At 69.5% G+C, this 19961-nt stretch carries 14 protein-coding genes and 2 pseudogenes; 6 read left to right on the top strand and 10 right to left on the bottom strand.

Going from position 1 to position 19961, the window contains the following annotated elements; genetic code table 11:
- The coding region (locus tag H299_RS0122415; RefSeq protein ID WP_027750231.1) for a DEAD/DEAH box helicase family protein at positions 1-1077 on the bottom strand (1077 nt) is incomplete at its 3' end.
- A 99-nt stretch (positions 1078-1176) separates the two neighbouring features.
- Between H299_RS0122415 and H299_RS0122410 the strand changes: the two genes are divergently transcribed.
- Positions 1177-2289: a TniQ family protein gene (locus H299_RS0122410; RefSeq protein WP_486587375.1), complete on the top strand. Its 1113-nt coding sequence runs from the start codon at positions 1177-1179 to the stop codon at positions 2287-2289.
- A 42-nt stretch (positions 2290-2331) separates the two neighbouring features.
- On the opposite strand, the gene H299_RS39700 is transcribed toward H299_RS0122410, so the two are convergent.
- The 4 genes from H299_RS39700 to H299_RS0122385 all read right to left on the bottom strand — a co-directional run bounded on the left by H299_RS39700 (position 2332) and on the right by H299_RS0122385 (position 5883).
- A complete protein-coding gene (locus tag H299_RS39700; RefSeq protein ID WP_158692374.1) occupies positions 2332-3129 on the bottom strand; it encodes a hypothetical protein in 798 nt (265 codons plus the stop codon).
- A gap of 331 nt (positions 3130-3460) precedes the next feature.
- The gene (locus H299_RS0122395; RefSeq protein WP_027750227.1) at positions 3461-4036 is read right to left on the bottom strand and encodes a hypothetical protein; all 576 of its coding nucleotides are present in this window, start codon (positions 4034-4036) and stop codon (positions 3461-3463) included.
- The gene (locus H299_RS0122390; RefSeq protein ID WP_027750226.1) at positions 4037-5599 is read right to left on the bottom strand and encodes a helix-turn-helix transcriptional regulator; all 1563 of its coding nucleotides are present in this window, start codon (positions 5597-5599) and stop codon (positions 4037-4039) included. It abuts the gene before it with no gap.
- Positions 5596-5883 carry a helix-turn-helix domain-containing protein gene (locus H299_RS0122385; protein WP_027750225.1) on the bottom strand — a complete coding sequence of 96 codons (288 nt, stop codon included), beginning with the start codon at positions 5881-5883 and terminating at the stop codon, positions 5596-5598. Before H299_RS0122385 ends, H299_RS0122390 begins: the two co-directional genes overlap by 4 nt.
- Positions 5884-6656: 773 nt before the next feature.
- Between H299_RS0122385 and H299_RS0122375 the strand changes: the two genes are divergently transcribed.
- Positions 6657-10568, top strand: a complete 3912-nt coding sequence (locus H299_RS0122375; RefSeq protein ID WP_027750223.1) for a hypothetical protein — start codon at positions 6657-6659, stop codon at positions 10566-10568.
- Positions 10569-10678: 110 nt separating this feature from the next.
- Here H299_RS0122375 and H299_RS0122370 read toward each other — a convergent pair whose 3' ends face one another.
- The 5 genes and pseudogenes from H299_RS0122370 to H299_RS0122355 form a co-directional block, all read right to left on the bottom strand.
- A complete protein-coding gene (locus tag H299_RS0122370) occupies positions 10679-12169 on the bottom strand; it encodes a UvrD-helicase domain-containing protein (RefSeq protein ID WP_027750222.1) in 1491 nt (496 codons plus the stop codon).
- A pseudogene (locus tag H299_RS35615) lies at positions 12166-12646 on the bottom strand (hypothetical protein). Before H299_RS35615 ends, H299_RS0122370 begins: the two are co-directional and overlap by 4 nt.
- Positions 12643-12843, bottom strand: a complete 201-nt coding sequence (locus H299_RS40575; protein WP_027750221.1) for a hypothetical protein — start codon at positions 12841-12843, stop codon at positions 12643-12645. Before H299_RS40575 ends, H299_RS35615 begins: the two are co-directional and overlap by 4 nt.
- A gap of 317 nt (positions 12844-13160) precedes the next feature.
- Positions 13161-13502: pseudogene (locus tag H299_RS40570) on the bottom strand (DUF6083 domain-containing protein); the annotation flags it as partial.
- 169 nt (positions 13503-13671) lie between these two features.
- Positions 13672-13935, bottom strand: a complete 264-nt coding sequence (locus H299_RS0122355; protein WP_027750220.1) for a helix-turn-helix domain-containing protein — start codon at positions 13933-13935, stop codon at positions 13672-13674.
- A 192-nt stretch (positions 13936-14127) separates the two neighbouring features.
- Between H299_RS0122355 and H299_RS0122350 the strand changes: the two genes are divergently transcribed.
- From H299_RS0122350 to H299_RS0122335, 4 genes are all read left to right on the top strand, one after another.
- On the top strand, positions 14128-15138 hold the full coding sequence (locus H299_RS0122350; protein ID WP_027750219.1) for a hypothetical protein: 1011 nt from the start codon (positions 14128-14130) through the stop codon (positions 15136-15138).
- Positions 15139-15547: 409 nt separating this feature from the next.
- Positions 15548-16306 (top strand): TnsA-like heteromeric transposase endonuclease subunit, encoded by a 759-nt coding sequence (locus H299_RS0122345; protein ID WP_486587374.1) that lies wholly within the window; start codon positions 15548-15550, stop codon positions 16304-16306.
- Positions 16306-18687: a transposase gene (locus H299_RS0122340; RefSeq protein ID WP_486587373.1), complete on the top strand. Its 2382-nt coding sequence runs from the start codon at positions 16306-16308 to the stop codon at positions 18685-18687. The genes H299_RS0122345 and H299_RS0122340 overlap by 1 nt, the downstream gene beginning before the upstream one ends.
- Before the next feature lie 119 nt (positions 18688-18806).
- Positions 18807-19928 (top strand): ATP-binding protein, encoded by a 1122-nt coding sequence (locus H299_RS0122335; protein WP_027750216.1) that lies wholly within the window; start codon positions 18807-18809, stop codon positions 19926-19928.
- Positions 19929-19961 lie beyond the last annotated feature (33 nt).

Below are 19961 nucleotides of genomic sequence, written 5' to 3'. Positions count from 1 at the left end.
GTTGAGGGGGATGTCGGCGAAGGCAGTGTAGTTCTTATGGCGTTCGAACGGGCTCTGCCTGGAGCTGACGGTGCCGACCTGCAGGGGGGTGCGGTAGGCCGGGGGCATGAGGGCTGCGGTCTCGTGGAGTGTTTCGGCAAAGATTTCCGCCGCGTCGATGCAGGGGTGGAAGGTCAGGGTGCGGCGCAGGTCGTAGCGGTGCTGCGCGACCAGCAGGGCGACTTGGGCGGCTGCGGCACGGAGGGCTTCGCCGGTCCAGGTGTTCGCGGGAAGCCGGTTCAGGAGACCGCGCAGGTCTTCGTTTCTGATGACGACGCCGGCGATGCGGTAGTCGGCGAGGAGTCCCTCGTCGATCGCTTCCCTCAGGGAGATGCGGTAGACGACGGGGCCGTAGATGCTCTCGTCGTCCATGGAGGCGATGACGGTGTTGGTGTGGATGCCTTTGGCGCGGGCTTTCTTCTCGTCGAAGACACGGGGCGTCGCGGTCATGTAGAGACGGTGGCGGGCGGGCAGCTTGTCGTCGTGGTGGACACGGGCCCACGGTTTGTCGTAGTCACCGGCGGTGCGGTGGGCTTCGTCGGCGACTACGACGTCCCAGCGGGGCAGGTGGAAGTCGCGGTGTGCTTCGACGACCTTGTCCAGTGAGTCGTAGGTGCAGAAGACATTGAGCGGTCCGTGGGTGTCGGCTGCCTGGTCGGCCAGGTCGTCGGCGGTATCGACCATGGTGAGGACGCCGGCCAGGTACGGATCCGCCGGATTGCCCGAGGAACAGACGCCGAGGTAGCGGCCGGGACGTCCTTCGCGGTGCCATACCTTTGCGGTCTGCTCGAGCAGTCGCAGTGACGGCACGAGGACCAGGGAGACACCGTCGGGCGCCGTCTCCTGGACGATGTGCAGGGCCACCAAGGTCTTTCCGGTGCCCGTGGCCATGATGACGGTGGCGCGGCGGTAGCCCTCGATGAAGCTGCTCACGACGGTGTCTGCGGCACATTGCTGGCGTCCGCGCAGACGGGTCTTCAGTCGAGGGGCTGAAGCGGGGAAGGTCGAGTCCGGGCGGATGCGCGTCGTCGTGGCCATGGTCCTCCCCCGGTGACGGTGTGCACGTGCACCTGGTTCACAGGGTGAAAGGGGTGTGCTGGGCCATGACTGGGCGTTTGCCGGGCTTCACCCGAACGAGTGCTGGTGCTCTTGACCAGCCTCCGGCGGGCCGGTCAAGGTGACCGTGGTGGCGGCTTCAGTGGAAGGGCAGCGGTGCTGGACGATCCCGGCCTGTACGGGCCGCGCCGGCCGCTGCCGCTGCGTGTGCGGCCGGTGCCGGGTGAGTCGACGGGGTCGTTCGTGAACCGGCTCGCGCACGCCAACGGCCTGAGCCTGGCGGCGTTCCTCGACCGCGTCGGGCAGGGCGAGGCATCCGCGTACCCCGAGCGGGTGGAGAAGTACCCGCAGTCCACCGAGATGCACGTGAATGAGGCGGGGCTGCGCTATCTGGCTGTCCTTGCTGACCGTGCGGCTGATCTTCTGCAGCAGGATCTGCCCAGCCTGGGCGCGGAACACCTGCTGCCCGGCCCAGAGGCGGCGCAGTGGAGGTGGCGCTGGGAGCCTGTGGCGGGGCACCTCGTGCGGTACTGCCCGCTGTGCGCTGATGCCCTGGGTGTCGGTGAGACGGTGTGGCTGATGTCGCCGGACAGCTGGCAGGTCTGTCTGCGGCACGGTTACTGGTCGGATGACTCCCGCGGCCGTGGTCCGGACTTCGTGCAGCTGGCCGAGCTGCCTGAGACGGTGACGGCGCACCAGGTGCGCCAGCAGCTGGCCGAAGAGTGGGGGCCGGCCGGCGAAGAGTTGTTCGCCGATGCCTTCCAGGTGGCGGTGTACTGGTGGACGCGGATGCCGGACACCGTGTGCTGGGTGCGGCGGGCCTGGACGGCTGGGCTGGACGCGCGGGAGATGCGGGCGGCCCCGCTGGTGATCTACCCGGAAGTCGCGGAACTCGCGGGCGCCATGCTGGACTTCGAACGGGCGGGGCAGCGGGATACGGCGGACCGGTCCCGATGGCTTGCGGGCGTGGAGCAGTTGATGGCCGGGTGGGGGGTGGACGTGGCTGAAGGGCGTCAGGCGCTGCTGATGTGGCTGGGGCGCCACCGCAGGGGGGTGCCCGCGCCGTCCGGTCGTGCGGGCGGAAACGGGCTGCTGCTTGGGGCGGGACACAGCCGGATCGCGTCCCGGACCGGTCCGGTGAGCCAACGCTCATGTCTGACCTGGCAGTTGGGCATGCCAGCCGCCGACATGTAGGCCACATCCGAGCGGGGGGCTCCGAACCGTATGGTTCTGAGATTATCCGGGCAGGTTGATGTCCATGCGCACCGCCGCAGCAATGGGGGCACCTCGCTGACTGAAGACGCGTCGCAGTCCCTCATTGTCCGTTGCGTCGTCGACTACGTAGCCATCGAGACAAGATAGCACTCTGTCAACCACGAATTCGGGAAGACGATAGCCCACTTGTCCGCGCCCATCTCGCAGCTCACCATAAGAAGCGGCATAATTCCGTGCAAATTCACGAGTAAGTAGCCGAAGGGCCTCCCCTGAGAGTACGCGCGCCCCCACATCAGGCGGAGCAATTGGACGCTCCATTGGGATAGCTACCGGGATAGATGCTTGCGTCGGTATCGAGTGAGGATGATACAGCAGATAATGAACGGGGAGATTGTACTCTTTTTCATAGTGCGAAATCGCTTGCCACTGGGTGTCGCCCACCTGAAGGGCTTTGTATCGGCAAGCCTCGTCAAACCGAAACGTACGTGACCCCAGAGAGGCGGGGAGCGAGGGGCGCATCAGCGATCCGAAACCACCAGGGCGAGTGATCCCTTCATCCTCGATAAATTCAGATTCCCTGGGATAGAGGCGCTTGCTCTGCAGTAGCACGACCTTGGTACGTAGGAGAGTGTTGTCGAGTCGGAAAGTGACGATGAAGCCGATATCGGCAACTTCCCATCGATCCCAATGTCGGCCACCGCCAACAAAGTGAACATCAATATCGACGAGGGTGCCGGATGGCAACAGATGAGGACCCTGCGCTTCGGCGACTGCGTCTACGAATGCGAAGTCGAGGGTCTCCTCATGCACGGTCGGCATGCGGTCGAGTCTCGCCGTTACGCGTTCGTTCACGTCGAAAAAGACACCCCGTACGTATTCGATGACGTCGGGCGATAGCGGAATGGGTGTTGCCGTTGGCAATGGCCCTCCAGAAGCGACGAGCGCCGAGGTGGCCTCGGCTGGCCCTGGAACCAAGGGTAGATCCAGAGGCGGCCGCAAGCAGCGCTTCTCGCTGCTTCGAGCGGTAGTTCGGAGAAGACCTCTGGGCTATGAGCCGGCGAGCTATCGAGTTGCTCAACCCCGCGCCGGTGAACACCACCGGACGTCAGGGCGGCGGCGCTGGAGACCCCTTTTTGTCGGGCGCAGGCTGCTACGCGGCGAAGCCGATGTTTTTGACGTATTCGTACTGGCCCCACTGGGAGCCCAGGTCGGGCAGGACATCGGCGGTCCAGGCGTCGTCCAGGCCTTGGTGGTCGCCGGCCGCCCAGGACGCGACGATCTTGTCCCAGCGGCGCACGTTCATCGTCCGGTGGGCCACCACCCGCTGGAGCTGGCGCGCCACGCCGGACTGGTCGAGGGGGTGGATCTCCACGCGAGTGCCGCGGCCCTTGCGGTTGAGGCGGGCGGTGAGGTGGCGGGCGACGTTGCGGCGCCGCACCGCCTTGTAGGCGGCGTCGATGCGTTCCAGGTTGGTCTTCGAGGGACGGCGTGTGCCCTGCAGCCATGCCTTCAGCGTCCGGTCGCTCACGGTCAGTCCGGCGTCCTTGGCCGCCTGCCAGGCCCTGTCCGATGTCGTCAGGTAGTGCAGGCGTGCCATCAGGCCACGCCTGGCGGTCACCGGGGTGGCGATGTGAGCGGCGAGCCGGTCGAGCTGGCGGGCGACGGCTTCGCTGCCCTTGATCCCGCTCGCGCCGAACTTCCCGAAGTCGATGTTCTTCTCCGGCATCTACTGCTTCTCCCCCGTGCTGGCTTCGGCATCGGTTCCGGCGGTGTACGTGTCCTTGACCTTGACCTCGGTAACACCGCGACCTTCAGGGAAGACACGGCGCCAGTCTCCGATGACGTGGAGTTCGTCGGTGCCCATCGCCCGCACGACGGTCAGTCCCGCGTCGTGGGCCTTGAGCGTCTTCATCCAGAGGTTGGCGAAGGCCTGGGAGCGGATGATGTGCATCCAGTCCGGGCGGTAGAGCTCCCGGTTGTAGTTCGACTCCCCCATCGTGGAGACGAACTTGGAGTACATCGCCTTCACGTACTCCAGCGTCAGCCCGTCGCCGTCAGCGATCGCGGTGTCGCGGGCGTCCTTGAGGGCGATCCGGAACTTCTCCAGGAGGTTCTCGGTGGCGCCCGAGGTGTACGACTCGTGGATCTCGGGCGGCTCGCACAGGCGGTGCTTTGGGCCGGACAGGCGCAGCAACAGGCGCAGGGTCGGTTCGGTGACCCACAGGGGTCCTGGTTCGTCGCGCTGACCGATCGGGTTGGGCAGCACCGCGTCGTGCTCCCAGGCGGGCGGGGTGATCAGGTGGACTCCGGCGCGGCGCCGGTCGTGTGCGAAGCCCGTGGAGTGTTCCAGCTGGCCGAGCGGGAGGTGGGTCTTGAGGGCCGAGAGGTAGGCACCGTTGATGTCGAGTGCGGTGACCTCGTGCTGGCCGGGCGGCAGTTCCGGCCGCGTCCACTTTGGGCGGGCCTCCCAGATCTGGTCGGCGCCCCTGGAGGTCTGCTTCTTGAGGATGTCGGGGATCCAGGGGTGGGCGATCACGTCGTAGCGGGCGCCCTTGCGGGTCTCGTCCAGCAGGCGCATCGCGTCCGGGATGGCCCGCTTCAGCAACGCGGCGCTCGCGGCTTCGACATCGCCTTGGTGCTCGGCGAGTGCGGCGTGCGCCGCTTCGTGGATCAAGTCGGCCGGTCCGGACGGCTCCTGGAACGCCCGCCCGCGCGGGGCCGCACCTTTCCCGCCGGCCGGGCGGGGCGGGCGTGCTGTGCGCGGCTCGTGGGCCTGGGCAGACGGCGCGGCGGGCTTGGGTTTCGGGGTTTCGACAGGGGTCGCCTGGCAGTCGGAGGAGTCCAGGTGCTGAGCGAACCCCGCCACGCGTTGTCCGGCGGGACGGCCGCACAGCACACACGGCTCGGGCACGGCGAGCAGTTCCACCTCGTCTTCGTCCTGGCCGACTTCCGGCGAAGACGTGGAGGTAACGGCCGCCGCAGCAGCGCCTGACGCCATGGGCTGCTCGGCCGGCTCCGCCGTGTTCTCAGTCTCGTTCGGGGTCTCGGTGGCGAGCTTGGCGTTCAGTCCGTCCAGCAGGTATGCGTATTTGGCCCGGGCCTCGCCTGCGGGGTCCCGGCCGCTCTCCCATCCGCTGAGGGTGGACGGGCTCACGCCGAGCGCGCGTGCCACCTGCGCCTTGGACAACTGGGCCCGTTCCCGCAGCTCGCGGCGCACCTTACAGGGCGGGAGTTGGACCTGCGGGCCGACGGCGTCGAGCAGCGAGTCGATCGCGTCGAAGTCACTCACCGGCTCGTGCCCTTCGCCTCGGCTCGGGCGGAACGGTGCCGGTCGGCGGGCAGCACCTCGCACGCTCTGGTCGGGCCCGCCAGCAGGTCCAGCGCGCCGATGCCGTAGTGCTCGGCCAGGACATCGACGTCACGCAGGCTCCACGAAACGGCACCCGACTGCCGGCGCGACACCTGCGTCTGCGTCAGTCCCAGCACCCCCGCAACCGACCGCTGCGAGTCACCCGTCACCTGCATCAATGCGGCCACCGTCAGCCGCAACGACTCCTCCAAAGCCAATCCCATACCCCTAATCTACCCGATTCGATGCGACTATCGCATGAAAATTAGCTAATTGCTATCAGTGATGCATAGGAGCTTAACCTGCTCACGAGTGAGCTGAGGGCCCTCGCTATGGCGGTCTCTCGCCCGGGCCGACAGGCCAGCGGTGAGGACCGCTTTACTCACGCGGAAGCCTGCGGGACGCCCGCCGGGCGTCCCGCCTCGCCTGGCGTGCCTCTTCAACCGCCCGATCGGACAGGCACCGCGGGCACACGAGGTCCAAGACACGGCGGCGCAGGACCCGGCGCAGCCGGGGTCCGGGAGGCAGCGGCCACCCACGGCAGTGACGGTGCACCGTACGCGCGCTGGTGCCCAAGAGCACAGCGACCACAGAAGCGCTGCCGGCGTAGGCGGCCAGGAGGAATGCCATCTGCGCCTGGTGGCCTGCCGGGAACCGCGCGGCGGACTCGGCCTGCTCCTCCGGGTGGAGGAAGGCGTCGTGGCGCTCGCAGCGCGGCGCCTTCCTGCTGTTCCGGGCGATGCCCGGCGAGCTGGTGTTCATGGCTCCAAAAGCCTGCCCGGGGCCGCCTGTGGACAGCGGGCGGCCGGTGAGACCGTTCCGCATGCGGCGGGTGACAGGGCTTCCCGTGCGTCACCCGGGCTGATGTCGGCTGGCTGTCCGCATGGTGCACAGGTTGGCGTCCGAGTTACGCCTGTGCCGTTGTGGCGCGATGATGGCGTTGCGCTACGGCAGAGGTGGCCGTGCGTACAGCCCTCTCACGTTTGCGGAGTTACCCGTGTACGAGACTGCGAGAGCCGCTCTGCAGGAGCTCGAAAACGATCAGGTCTTCGAGCGGGTGGCGCTGCATGTGCTGCGGGTCCGTTTTCCGCAACTGCGGATCACCAGCTCCACGGGGGATCTGGGCCGGGATGCGTTCGGCCGTCCCTTGTTCGGCGAGAACGACCAAGTCGTGCTGTGGGCGAGTCTGCAGCAGCGGTGGACGGACAAGCTGAAGTCCGAGCTGGTGAAGAACGCCAAGCACAGCAGGCGGGCCAAAGCGATCTACGTGATGAACCGCTCGACCAACGAGATCACCAAGGAGAAGTGGAGACAGAAAGCGCGTACGGAGTATGGCGTTGAGATGGAGATCGTCACTCTGGCTGAACTGGTCACCGAACTGGAGACAGACGGCTTGCGGTGGGTGGCGGAACTCGAACTCGGTGTACGTCCGCGGGCTCCGCGCAGGCTGTCGACGTGGGCGCAGTACATCGACGCCCTGTCCGTGTCGGTGCCCGGGATGACCGCGCCCTTGGTGGGACGCGAGGCGGAGATGCAAGCGCTCAGAGCGGCATTGGCTGACAGGAGTCCGGCGGCGCGGGTCGTGGTGGTGGAGGGTGCGGGCGGGGTCGGAAAGACCCGTCTGGCGATCGAGGCGTCGCGGTCGGTGTCGGCGGTGCTCGTCGCGCCCACAGGTGTGTCGTTGGAAGCCGGCGCGTTCACGGAAGCACCAGTCGATGCTCCCCTACTTGTTCTCATTGACGATGCCGACCGTGCCCCGGATCTGAGCGGTCTTCCCGCGCTCCTGCACGACGGCCGTTTCGACCGCGTACGTCTTGTCCTGACAGTGCGGCCCGGCCGTCACCTGGGGGTGCTGCAGCGCTGGAACATCGAACGCTGGGGCGGTGCTGTCGTCCCGCTTCGTTCCCTGGACAGAGGAGGCATCGACGCGCTTGTCACCGGGCGGGGGATCCTGAATCCGGCCTTCCGTGAAACCGTCATCAATCTGGCTCAGGGCAACCCGCTCATCGCTCATGCGGCCTGTGAAGCGGGGCTTGCCGCAAACAGGTTCGACTGGCCGAGCGCGGCCGATCTGCTGCGGGTCACCGTCGGGAGGCGTCTACCGGCCGACGACCCCGCGCAGGAGCACCGGGCCGCGGCGGTGGCGCTGGCGGTGCTGGGCACGGTCACCAGTGGGGAGGATCTCGCCATGCTGGCTGGTGCGGTGTCGACGCTTCCACCGGAGCCACACCGGTTGTCCGTCCTGCTGGATGAGCTGGCCGATGCCGGGCTGGCCGATTCTTCGCCGTACTCGGTGCGCCCTGCCCTGCTTGCCCCGGTTCTCCTCGCCGACGCGCTCGATCCTCACGCCCGGGTCCGGCTGGACGTGGACCGGGTGCTGCAAGCGGTGGCGGGAATGGCCGGGCTCGAGCTGGACGGGCAGTCCATCACGTCCGCTGGCCGGCACCTGGAATTCGGGGCGTCCCGGCTCGGTCCTCAGCTGAACGTCCTGGCCCAGGCAGCACACGACCGGGCAGACCATGTGGTGGGTGCTCGGCTGGCTGCGGCTGTCCGCGCGCTGCTGCCGTCCGAGGCGCATCTGGGCGAGTGGGCGGCTGTGGTCGGACTGGCCGGTGAAGTGGCCGTGGCCGCCCCCACTATCTTCGCGGACCTGCACGAGATGTTTGTGAAGCGGTGGCCGCCGGATCCTGCACCCCGCTTGCTGGACGGCGGAGACCAGGTTGCCCACTACCGGTACGGTCTGCAGCACTTGGGCGAGCGGTTCGCTCAGCTCGCCCACCGCATCGGGCTCGATGCGGTACCCAGTCCGGTCAGCCTGCTGCTCGATGTGGCCTGGTTGATGGAACCGGCCCTCCACGTGGAAAACTCTGACCGGCGCGAGGGGGTTCTGCGTGCCATCGGGCAGTGGTGCTCCGCGCCGGCCCACGCCCTGCCGCAGCAAATTGACGCACTGTTCGAGCGGCGTCGCGAGGTCCTGCGGGTCATCGCCCAGTGGCACCGGGACCGGGCTGCCTACCCTCCGCAGGAGTTGGACGCTGGGGAGAGCGCCATCCGTGGCCCCCTCAGCCTGGCGCGCGTGCTTCTGGGAGCCCTCCAGCCGCTGCTACGCCTGACTGTGGAGAGCACTGGCGGCACACCCGAGTCAGCGAGCACCATCTCCCTGCACGCCACTGTGCTGCCCGATCGCCCCGAAACCCTCACCCTGCTGCGCGAGGCGCTCACGCTGCTCGCCCCGCTGCTGGAGGAACCCACAATGCGCAGTGGTGAAGGCTTGCCCGTACTGCACACGCTCGTCTCCCTGCCCGGTCAGTTGCGTAGCGAAGGAGCGCGGCCGATGGCGTTCTCCGGCGTGCCCCTGGCCAGCCATGCGGTCGCCGTATTGGACATCGCGGCGGGAGAGTTCACCGAACAAATCGCCGCGCGGTGGGACTCGCTTCCTTTGGCGGTGAGGCGCAGCGCAGCCCAGGCTGTACTGGGACCTGATCCACGGCCTCATTCCCTTGCCGAAGCGGCCGAAGCCGGGGATGCGGTGGCAGCCGTGGCACTCGTGGACACCCGACTTGGCCGTCTCCTTGTTCTGCAGCCGCTGCGCAGCCGCGCTCCCTGGCGTGAGGCGCTTGAAGACCAGCAGCGCGCCGCACAGCAACTGGGCGGCGAGATGGATCTGCCGGAGGCGCTCCGGCTGCTGGAGGAGACCGGCCCGAATGTCACGGGCGTAGCAGTCAGCGCGCTTCCTGCTTTCACTCGGGCGGTCGGAGCTGCGGCCCCGGATCCCCAGCCGGCGTTCGAGCGGATAGCCCAGGCGCCGATGGCCGGCGAAGATGCTCTGCTGGCGGGACTCGCACAGCGTCACCCCGATGCCGTGTGGTCCTGGATGGAGGAACGGGTGGGCGATCCGCGTCTGGCCGCTGCGGCGCTGTCCTTCGCCCACGAGCACCCAGCGCGCGAGCCCCGCCTGTTCGACTTGATCCTGCAGGCCGCCTCCGCTGCCTCGGCGGCAGGGGGTGAGGGCGCGGCCCGCTTGGCAGGGAACCTGACGTGGCATTTGGTCGCGTGCAATCAGCCGCTCGCCCAACGCATGGCCGTCCTTGCCTTGCTCGCGGAGCTGTGCCCTGCCACGGCTCTTCCCACCACGCTCGAGGTGATCGGTTTCCTGCTCCAGGAGGCGCGCAAAAGCAGCCTTCGCATCGATACCGCCGTCGCCGCGAAGTACGCGGATGGGCTGCGCCGTCGGTTCAGCGAGTCCGATCAGATTGCCGCGACCGTCGACTTCGACGAGGACACGGCCTACGGCGCCGCCGAGATCGCCTCCTCCCTGCCGGAGGAATTCGCCGCCGTCGCATCCGGGCAGCTGCTGGCCGTCGACGGCAGATCCGGCCTCCCGCTCGCTTGGAAGCGGTCACTCGAGAAGCTCCCTCCGTCGGCGCGCGAACGGCTCGTCATCGCCTTCCAACGGAGGATGGACGAAGCCCGCGCTGCGGCGGGAGTCAGTGCCCGTGTCGACCTGACGGCCGCTGGGATTCTGACGGCGCTCGGTAACGGAACGACGGCCTGGGCCGACATCCTGCGGCAGTGGGCGTCCGGGGCACCAGCCCAACGTCGGCAGGCCGCGGCCGCCGTCCAGCACTCATGGCAGGATCCGCTGTGGGCAGAGATCATCTCGGTGCTTCTGTCCGCAGGCGTCGACGCAGCCACCAAAGACGCCCTCCTGGCGGGTGTCGTCCTACCCGGTATGACAACCGATCTTCCTGATGCACTTCAGCCTCGCCGGGAGGCATTGTCCCCGCTGCTCACAGACCCGACCGCTGCTGTCCGCGCTTTCGCCGCCGACGCCCTGCACAGCCTCGACGTCCTCGAAGAGGAAGAACGTCGGCGGGAAGCCGACTTCGACCGCGGATACCGCACCTGAACCATCCTGGGTCGGTGCGGTCCTGCGTCCCGCCTGTAGCTGTCGCGCCCGCCGCTCCGCCCTGCACTCCTCCAGGCAAACCACCGACCGCCAGAGCCCGCAGGGCGTGATCACTGCAGCGACCGAGAACTGGCCAGGACTCCTTCCGGATGCTCGTCGATCCAGGACAGACCTCCCAGGTCGAGGCGTCGGCGGGTGCGGGTGACGGCGACGTAGGCGAGGCGGGCTTCGGCGTCGTCGACGGGGTCGGGGGCGGGCGCCGGTGTGCTTCCTGCCGGGTCACCGGCGGTGTCGTTCGGGGAGCGGGCGAAGTCCTCGGCAATGAGGACACAGGGCCATTCGCGTCCCTTGGACTTGTGGGCGGTGGAGACGGTGACGTGTGCGTGCGGTTCGAGGGCGAGCTGGGTGAGGGCGGCGAGGATGGCGTCGGCGCCGTGGGTGTCGACGAGGTTGACCAAGGGCTGGAGGTCGCGGCCGGCGGGGTCGTGGGCGGCGTAGTCCTGCAGGTCGCCCCAGCAGGGGAAGAGAAGCAGTTCGGGATGGTGGGTGCGGCGGCCTTCTTTGAGGTCGCGGGCTGCGAGGGCCAGGGCGTGCAGGCTGTCCCCTCCCCCGGCCAGGGCGACCCGGTGCCCGGCTGCCATGTGGGTCATGACCTGGGCCATGGCGCCGACGTTGGTGCGGCACAGGACGGCGTCCGGCTGGGTGACAGGGCCGAGTTCGGTGGGCACGGCGGGGGTGCCGGTGAGGCGGATCGGCGCGTCGGCCAGGTGCAGCCAGCGGTTGGCTTCGGCGGCGAGGTCGGGGCCGAAGCGGAAGGACTGGGACAAGGCGAGCTGGGTGCCGTCGAAGCCGGTCATGATGTCCTTGGCGCCGCGCCAGTGGTAGATGGCCTGGGCGGAGTCGCCGACCATGACCAGCTGGGCGTGGTCGCGCTGGGCGAGGAAGATCTGTTCGACGACGGGGTTGGTGTCCTGGGCCTCGTCCAGCAGCAGGAAGTCGGCGTCGATGCGCGGCCGGGTCAGGGCCCAGATCTTCAGGTAGTGGTCGTGGTCGAAGCGGACGGCGCCGTCGTCGGGGTGCTGCAGGTCGGCCCACGCCTTGTGGGCGAACGGCACGATGTGGGCGGCGAGTTGGGTGTGGAGGTCGGCGTCGTCCAGGCCGCGCAGTCGGGGCACGTGATGGGGGGTGATGGCCTCGTCGGCGGTGTGGCAGAAGCGGGCGACGGTGCGCAGGGTGGCGTTGGAGAGGGCTCGTTGTGTCACCTCGCGGTCGCCGACGCGGACGGCTTTGTTGATGCCGAGCATCTGTCCGGTCTGCCAGGCGGGGCGGCGGGGTGCGTTCAGGCGGTGGGTGTAGCGGTGGCCGACGGCCGCGTAGGCCAGGGCGTGGGCGGTTTTGCACTGGACGGTGTCGGGGAAACGGCTGCGGGCGTCCTGGGCGATGGCCCGGTTGTAGGCGAGGTAGCGGCCGCGGCGTGTGGTGGCGTGGGCGAGCAGGGCCAGGGTGGTGGTCTTGCCCGTGCCGGCGCCGGCCTGCAGGGCGAGGTGCTGGCCGGCGTGGAAGGCGTCGGCCGCGGCCGTCTGTTCGTCGGTCGGGTTCATGCGGGGGCTGCTCCCGGGGTGTGGGTCAGGACGTGGCCAACGGCTGCCAGAAGGCGTGCGGCCGTAGTGCCGACGAGTAGTTGCTGCACGGCCCGGTCGAGCCGGTCGGCCTCGTCGCTGGCGTGCTGGGCCAGCGCGCGGTGCAGGGCCAGCTTCACGAGGAGTTCCGGGCTCTGCCCCGCTTCATGGGCAGCCTGGCGGATCGTGGCGTGGACGGCGGGCGGGAAGGCGAGGTTGAGCAGGACCTGTCCTGCGGCGTCCGGATAGTGGGTGGTGATCACGTCCACGGGAAGCCGTGCGGCGAGGCGTTGGCGCAGCCGGTGCGCGGCGCGGTGGGGGTTTGGCGCGTACGAGGGTCATGAGGCGGGTGGTGTCGTGGTTGGTGGCGAGCGGCAGCACGCGGACGGCTTCGCGGAGTTGGGCTGAAGTTAGAGGGCGGGTCAGGATGACTTCCAGGGCGTGGTGCGGCATCGTCATCGCTCTCCGCTGTCGTGTGCCGGTGGACGCGGCAGATCGGTACGCAGGTGCTCGGCGTGCAGAAGGGGATCGAAGACCTGCCATCCGGCCAGTGCCAGATCGGCGGCGCCGTGGGGGACGGCGTGCGCGGAGCAGCGCTGGATGCGCCAGCGCCGTTGTTCGACGTGAGGCAGTCGGCTGAGGTCGTAGACGGCCATCGTCTGTTCGGCAGAGCGGGTTGGCCGCGCCGAGGGCCGACAGGCAGCAGCCTCCAGGATCCGGCGGGGCCGTCCGGGGCAAGGACGGGGCGGGGGCAGCGGCGGCAGTGGTTGGTCTGGGCTACGCAGCGGACGGCCTCCACGGGGGCGTCGGCGAGGTAGAGGCACAGCAGTATCCGTACGACCGGGCGGTCGGGGGAGGCGGTGTCGGTGGGCATTGTTGTGGTGGGGCAAGCCGTGGGTGTGAAGGCGCCGGTATCGATCAGGCGGCGGGTCCGTACTGCGAGTTGGCGGCGCGCGGACCCAAGAGGTGGGCTGATCCGGCAGATGGGGGTGCGCTGCGGGCAGAGCACGGCGTGCGGAATGCGGCACCAGATACGGCCGTCGTCGTGCGGGTGGGCGATGCCGGAGCTCAGGTGCCAGCGGCAGGGGGCGGGGACCTGGGCGGTGACGATTTCGGCGGGATGCAGGGCGATGGGCCGGCCGTCCGTACGAGGGTAGAGGTCGATGCGGTTGCCGCATTGGTGGCAACGGCGGCTCTGGCCGGTGCGCAGCAGGCGGCTGGGGCTGGTGGTGGCCACCCGCAGCGGACGGCGCAGGGGTGCGGTGCGGGGGCTGCCGTCCCAGTGGCAGCCGGTGGGGGCGGTGTTGGGGCGCATGGCGAGGACCGTGCCAGGCGAAGCGTGCCGGGGGCGGAGCAGGCGGGCGGGCAGTCCCCCGGCCGGCCCAGCGGTATCGAACGGTGACGCGGTTCTGCGAGTGTGCGTTCTATGCGTGCTCGCCGGTTCGGGTGATTTGTGCCGCGCTGCAGGCCTGGCGCGACCGGAGTCAGGCGCCGTTGGATCCGGGCGGGGTGTGGTCTTCGCAGAGCGAGCCGAGCAGTTGCTCGATGGGGACATCGAAGGCGTGCGCGAGGGCATGCCAGGTGGTGACGGTGCCGGCCGCTCGGCCGTGTTCGAGGTCGATCAGCGTGCGCCGGGCCAGACCGCTGCGGCCGGCGAGTTCGTCGAAGGTCCACCCGCGCTCATTCCTCAACCGTGCCAGCGTCACACGCAGGGCGTCGCGGTCCGGGTCGGGCGGCAAGATCGTCACCCCACCATCCGACGGTGCAGACACCTGCCCTGTCAGTGCGGATTTCTGCACTATCAGTGCAGGTGAGCGCACCGGGCCCCCACTTCTGCGCGAGTGCAGGAATCTGCACTACGGTGCGGGCGGCTCCCGCGTGCGCACCGGGAGACCACCGCGCGACGCCGGCGCAGACCAGAGCGGAGGGACAACGAGCCGATGCGGCTTGCCAGCACACACGCCACGGTGCAGCGCATCTGGACAGTGCGCCTGCGCCCGCAGACGGGCGGACCGGCCCTGGCCTGCCCCCGCTGCACGCACAGCCCCGTCCTGCAGTCCGTCTCCGCCCGCTCGGCCGCCCTCACTCATCTGGCCCGCCATGCCCGCGCCGACGCGTTGCCCGGGCATCTGCGCACCTGCCAGTGCCGGGCGCTGGGCTGCCGCTGGCACCCCCGCCACCGCGGCTGTGCGGGGCCCGTTCTGCTCGCCCTGACCTGCGACCGCGGCGGCCGTACCTGGCGGCTGGCCGATGCCTGCGCCGCCTGCGCGGCGGCGATGAGCCGCACCGCCGTCGTGCCGCCCACCCTGCTCCGCGCCGACCGCGCCCAGACGCACTCCAGTACGTCGCGCTCTGCGCGCATCGCACCGCCATTCGGCCCGGCAGAGCAGCAACGCGTACGCGAAATGCTCACCTACCTCGCCACAGCACTGCCGCGTTTCTCCTCCCCCGCGGCCCGGCTGCTCGCCCTGCAGTGCGCGCTGCGCGCTGACCGCCAGGGGCAGATCCGGCTGCCCCACGGCTTCCTGCGCGGCATGCGGCTGCACGGCCGCGTAGAGCTGTGGCTGGAGCTGGAACACGCCGACTGGCTGCACCGCTGCGGACGCAGATGCTCCCCCATCCAGGCGCAGCTGCTCGATGCCGCCGTCCTCCATCAGGATCCCGGACGCACCGCGCGCGTCCGCGCCGCCCAATGGGCGCTGCGCCCCACCCCGCTGGCTCTCTCGACTGCCCTGCCCTCCGCTCTGCGGCTGGCCGCACTGGCACTGGCCGCCAACAGCACCGCCGGGGTGGGCGGTGGTGAGCTCGATGCTCTCGCTCGCCAGTGCGGGCAGCCGCCTCAGCAGTTGGAGGATCTCCTCGACCAGCTGGTCCGCGCCCGTGTCGTGACCGTCTGGCGCCACCATCACGACGGCGACGAGGTGCGGTGGGAGCTGCCCTCGCACTCCTGATCGGGCAGAAGCCGTCCAGCGGGCCGAAGTCGGCTTCTTGGCAGGCGAGTTCAGCAGCCGAGCCGCCGCGCAGGATGCCGAGCGGGCAGCGCCCGGAGACCCTTCATTGTGCCCGACTTGTTCACCCTTTCAGGTGTATCCGGCAGGCGGGAAAGTCCTCGCAGCGCGGAGCGGAGCAGCATGGGCATGCCGGGCTGCGGCAGCAGTCATCACCGAAAGAGGCAGGGGCGGGTGAACAGGTGACGGGAGCTTGGCTGTCCGGCTCCCGCCAACCCGTGCCGGTGCGGGGGCAGTCGCCGGCGGACGGTTTCGTGGGCCAGCCGGTGCATGGTCAGGGACTGGGCCCAAAGGGGCTGCCGACCGGACAGGTATGCGGGATCCTGCGGCGGCACGGCAAGGGGTGTGCGGCGTGAATGCGGCGGAGGGTCCCGACGGCCTGATGGAAGGCGAGGCCGTGCCGAAGGCGGGGCAGGGTGTCGTGGTTCTGTACCGCGAGCCGTACGGGCCGGTGCGCCTGTGCAGCGCGGCCGGGCTTCGGGGCGTGGCACTGGAGGAGTTCGGGCCGGTGAGCGAACCGGTGCCCTACCGGGGCCGCAAGGGCATCATCACCTACTGGCCAGTGGCGACCCGAGAGCAGACCGTCGTGTGCGGCAGCCTGCGGCAGTGGCGGCTGGCGATCGAGCTGGACTTCGAGCCGGCCTGGGCGGCGTTCAGTGCCGGCCCGGTGGAACTGCGGTGGCGGGCGGGAGGCCGCCTTCGCCGCTGGCGCCCCGACTTCGTGGCGCGCACGGCCGAGGGCGAGCGTGAGGTGCTGGTGCTGAAGCCGCCCCGACAGGAGAGCCTGCCCGCGGTGAGACTCGAGGTGCTTCAGGAGGTGGCGCAGGCGGCCGGGTGGCGGGTGCGGCAAGTGCGTGAGCCGTCGGGGCTGCGCGTACGCAATCTCGGTTGGCTGGCCGGCTACCGGTTTCCCGCGGGCGACGAGGAGGACCAGGGGCGAGCGCTGCTGGAGGCGTTCAGGCAGCCAACGGGCCTGCGGGCGGGGGTGGCGGCGAGCGGGCTGGACGAGCTGACGGGGCTGGACCTCGCCTACCGGATGCTCTGGCAGCGACGACTGCTGTTCGACCGCGCACAGCCGCTGCTGCCCGACGCCATGGCCTGGACGGCCTGATGGCGCAGAGGGGGCGCATGGCGGGGTCGGGTGAGGGCCAGCTTGCGGGGTCGCTGTCCATCGGGGCACGGGTGCGCTGGCAGGAGCGCGAGTGGGAGGTGGTGGCATGGCAGGGGTCGCAGGTCACGCTGCTGCCGCAGGACGGCGAGCAGGCACCGCGGGCAGTGTCGTACCGGTGGCTGGTGGGCTCGGAGGACTTCACGGTTCTCAACGGCGGCAGGGCACCGGCCGCGGACAGCACGGCTCTTGACGGGTGGGGGCGGCAAGAGGGCCGAGAGGAAGAAGCCGCGCTGTGGCAGGCGCGCATGGTGGAGATCGACACCGGTCTGGCGCCGGGCCGAAGCGAGCATGCGCGGGGATTCGGGCCGGAAACGACGCTGGCCCAGCGGTGCGCCGCAATGTCGGCGCGGCTGGCCGCCGACGGCGTCCGCTGCTCCGCCCACACCCTCGCCGACAAGCGGCGCAAGTGGAAAGCGGCCGGGGAGAACCCGGTCGTCCTGCTGCCCGGGCCGCGGGACAAACGGCCGGGAGGCTTCACCGACCCGCGGTGTCTGACCGCCATGCAGGAGGTGGTGGCCCGGCGCTCACACGCGTCGGACGTGACCATCGACGTGATCCGCGAGGAAGTCGAGGACCTGCTGCACTCGCGCTACGACGAGGAACTCGGCTCGGCTGCCGTGGCGGCTCTGTTGCCCTCCCGTTCCACCTTCTACCTGCGGATGAAGGAGTCCGGCCTGGCCGATGCCCTGGGCCAGCCGACACGGGCCCGGGCCGCCCTGGCCTCCACGCCGCCGCTGCCCCATGGCGGGCGCGAGGTCGTGCTGCGGCCGGGACAGGTGACCCAGGCAGACACCACTCCGCTGCGGATTCTGGCCCGCGGCGACGACGGCCGGCCCACCGCCACGGAGCTGACCACGCTCATCGATGTGGCCAACCACAGCGCGTGCGCGCTGATGATCACGCCCAGCCGTCCCCGGGACGCCGAGAGCGGACAGGCGGGCCAGGCGACCCGGGCGATCGACTTGACCCTGATGCTGGCCCAGGCTCTCGCGCCCTGGCCGGTGATGCCCGGCTGGGACCCGCTGAGTGCGGCCGCCGCCTCCAGTCTGCCGTTCGGGGCGCTGCAGGCGGCGGACGAGCGGTTCACCGAGACAACCGCCGCCCGCCCTGTCATCCGCCCCGAGCTGATCATCTACGACCAGGGCAGCCCCTATGTGAGCGAGCATTTCACCGAGGTCTGCGACCGGCTGCGCATCGCCCGCCGCCCGGCGCGCAAGAAGACCCCGACCGACAAGCCGCTCCCCGAGCACTTCTTCGTCACCCTCGCGCACCGCTTCAGTCAGCACGTCACGCACGGCTGGCAGGGCCGCAGCCACAAGAAACGCGGCCGCGGCATCGAGCGGATGCCGCTATACACGATCGCCGAACTCCAGCAGATGGCCCAGGAATGGGTGGCCCTGGAGTACCAGCAGACCCCCGACGCGGGGCTGCGCGACCCGTTCCGGCCAGGCGTCGTGCTGTCCCCCAACGACATGTATGCCGTCCAGGTGGCCCGCAGCGGCTACCGGGCCGTGCCACTCTCCCCCGCCCAGAACCGCCTCTTCCTGCTGCTGCGGTGGGTCGTCCCCGGCAAGAGCGGCTTCATGATCAACTATCGGACCTATCAGCCCGTCGCGCAGGACGCCGCCCACTACCGGGAGATCCTCCTGCGCGGCCGCTCGAAGCTGCCCGGCGCAGAGGACAAGTGGGAATGCCGCTTCAACCCCTACCGTCCCGAGCGGGTATGGCTCTACGACCACACCGCGGGCACCTGGGTGACGTGCGACTTCCGGCTGCGGCACCTGCTCACCGACCCGTGGACCGCAGACATGTGGCAGGAGCACGCCGAGCAGCACCGCGCGGTGGGCGGCAGCGAGCAGGACGAGGAAGCGATCGCCCTGTCCCTGGCCCAGCGTGACCGGCGCCGCCGCAGCCACAGGCCGCCGCCCAAGCGCACCGGGGCCGAACCACCATTCCAGGGACTGGAGTTGGAGACCGAACAGCCCTCCCACAATCCCTACGCGAGTCTGAAGGAGTTCGACCTGTCGACGCTGCGGCCCTACCCGGCGCTGCCCATCTCCCCTCTGGCTCCCCCGTCCGCAGCCGCCCCGCCGGCGCTTCCGACAGGCACGGGCGGCGCGGAACGGCCCTCGGACAGCGGGCAGGCTCCGCATCCGCTGGCAGCACTCTTCCCCGACGACGGCGACGACAGCCCGCCGGATGCCTCCGCTGCCGGAACATCGGCAGCTGCCTACGAGGTCGTCGAGGCGGAACTCCTCGACGACCTCGATCCGGACGGTGATGACGGTGACGAGGGCGAGGGCGACGTATGGGAGATGTAAACGACCAAGGACAGGAGCCGTGTCGACGCAGCCCCAGGCCGACCCCGCGAGCGGACAGGTTTTTGCGGTCCGGAGCCGGTGGCCGGTGCAGTGCAGGACCGTGGCGAGAGAGAAGCGTGATGAAGGCATCCATCGAACTGCGCGACAAACGTGAAGCCCGTCTGCGTCAGCAGCTGAAGGACACCCCGATGCGTCCTCTGCCGCTGTTCCAACTCACAGGCTGGACCCACTTCGTCGACGAGGAAGTGGAGCCGCCCGCACTGGCGGCTGCCAGCAGTCCGACCGAGGGCAGGAAGACGGACGAACAGGTCATCGCCTACCACCGGCATCTGCGGATGGTGCCCACCGACGCGATGACCCACATGCAGGAAATGGTCGTCGAGGCAGTCCACGCCAACAGCGGGCGCCGTGACGGGCTGATGGACCATGTCATCGACGGCCCCGCGGGCACCGGCAAGACCTGTCTGCTGCGGGCGATTGGACGCACCGCCCAGAGGGAGATCGAAACCGCCATGGGCGGCAGGCGCCAGAACACGATCCCGGTGGTGCACATCACCACCCCCGCGGACCCTGAGCCCAGGGTGAACTGGCTCTGGGAGATCGGCTCTTACCTAGGTCTCAACCCCGAGCCAAAGAGCCTCGTGGAAGTCCTGGAGATGCGCAGGCACCAGGACGTGACCCTGCCGGTCAACTACGTCCTGGAGACGGCGCAGACCCGTCTGCTGCTCATCGACGACATCAACCGCGCCTCGCCGCAGCATCTGGCGAACGTGCTGCCCTACTTCGACTACCTGCGCGACAAACTGGGCATCTCCATCGTCTTCTGCGGCACCGGAGCCAGCCACCGCCTGCACCAGGCCCGCATCCTGGCCGGAGAGCTGACCCGAGTCAGCGAGGAGAACCGGGTACGGCTCGAACAGGCGGGACGGCCGGCCGAACCCGTCTCGCCCTCCCCCACCGCCCTGCTGCCGGTGACCTGGCTGCACCCCCTGCCCCTGGACACCGAAGACGACGAGACCTTCCGGCGCGTCCTGGCGAGCTTCGAGGCCGACCTGAGCCTGTACCGGCTGGAGGAGAACGCCCTGAGCAAACACGCCGTCACACTGCACCAGCGCACCGGCGGCTACTTCAAGGCCCTCACCTACGTCATCTCCACCGCAGCCGTCATCGCGATCCGCAGCGGCAGCGAGAACATCACCATGAAAGAAATCGACGCCGCAACGGCCCAACTCGGCTCCTGAATCGAGCCGGAGCGGGCAGCGCGCCACGCCTCG

This window comes from Streptomyces sp. CNH287, assembly GCF_000424825.1.
The sequence above is the reverse complement of the archived record's forward strand: the minus strand, read 5'-3'. Positions and strand labels throughout refer to the sequence as shown.

Bases quoted from the DNA above. Each gene is read 5' to 3' on its own strand.
- H299_RS40575 (WP_027750221.1), bottom strand. From the start codon at position 12,843: ATGGCCGTCTACGACCTCAGCCGACTGCCTCACGTCGAACAACGGCGC.
- H299_RS0122395 (WP_027750227.1), bottom strand. From the start codon at position 4,036: ATGCCGGAGAAGAACATCGACTTCGGGAAGTTCGGCGCGAGCGGGATC.
- H299_RS39700 (WP_158692374.1), bottom strand. From the start codon at position 3,129: ATGCCGACCGTGCATGAGGAGACCCTCGACTTCGCATTCGTAGACGCA.
- H299_RS0122385 (WP_027750225.1), bottom strand. From the start codon at position 5,883: ATGGGATTGGCTTTGGAGGAGTCGTTGCGGCTGACGGTGGCCGCATTG.
- H299_RS0122335 (WP_027750216.1), top strand. From the start codon at position 18,807: ATGAAGGCATCCATCGAACTGCGCGACAAACGTGAAGCCCGTCTGCGT.
- H299_RS0122350 (WP_027750219.1), top strand. From the start codon at position 14,128: ATGCGGCTTGCCAGCACACACGCCACGGTGCAGCGCATCTGGACAGTG.
- H299_RS0122340 (WP_486587373.1), top strand. From the start codon at position 16,306: ATGGCGCAGAGGGGGCGCATGGCGGGGTCGGGTGAGGGCCAGCTTGCG.
- H299_RS0122370 (WP_027750222.1), bottom strand. From the start codon at position 12,169: ATGAACCCGACCGACGAACAGACGGCCGCGGCCGACGCCTTCCACGCC.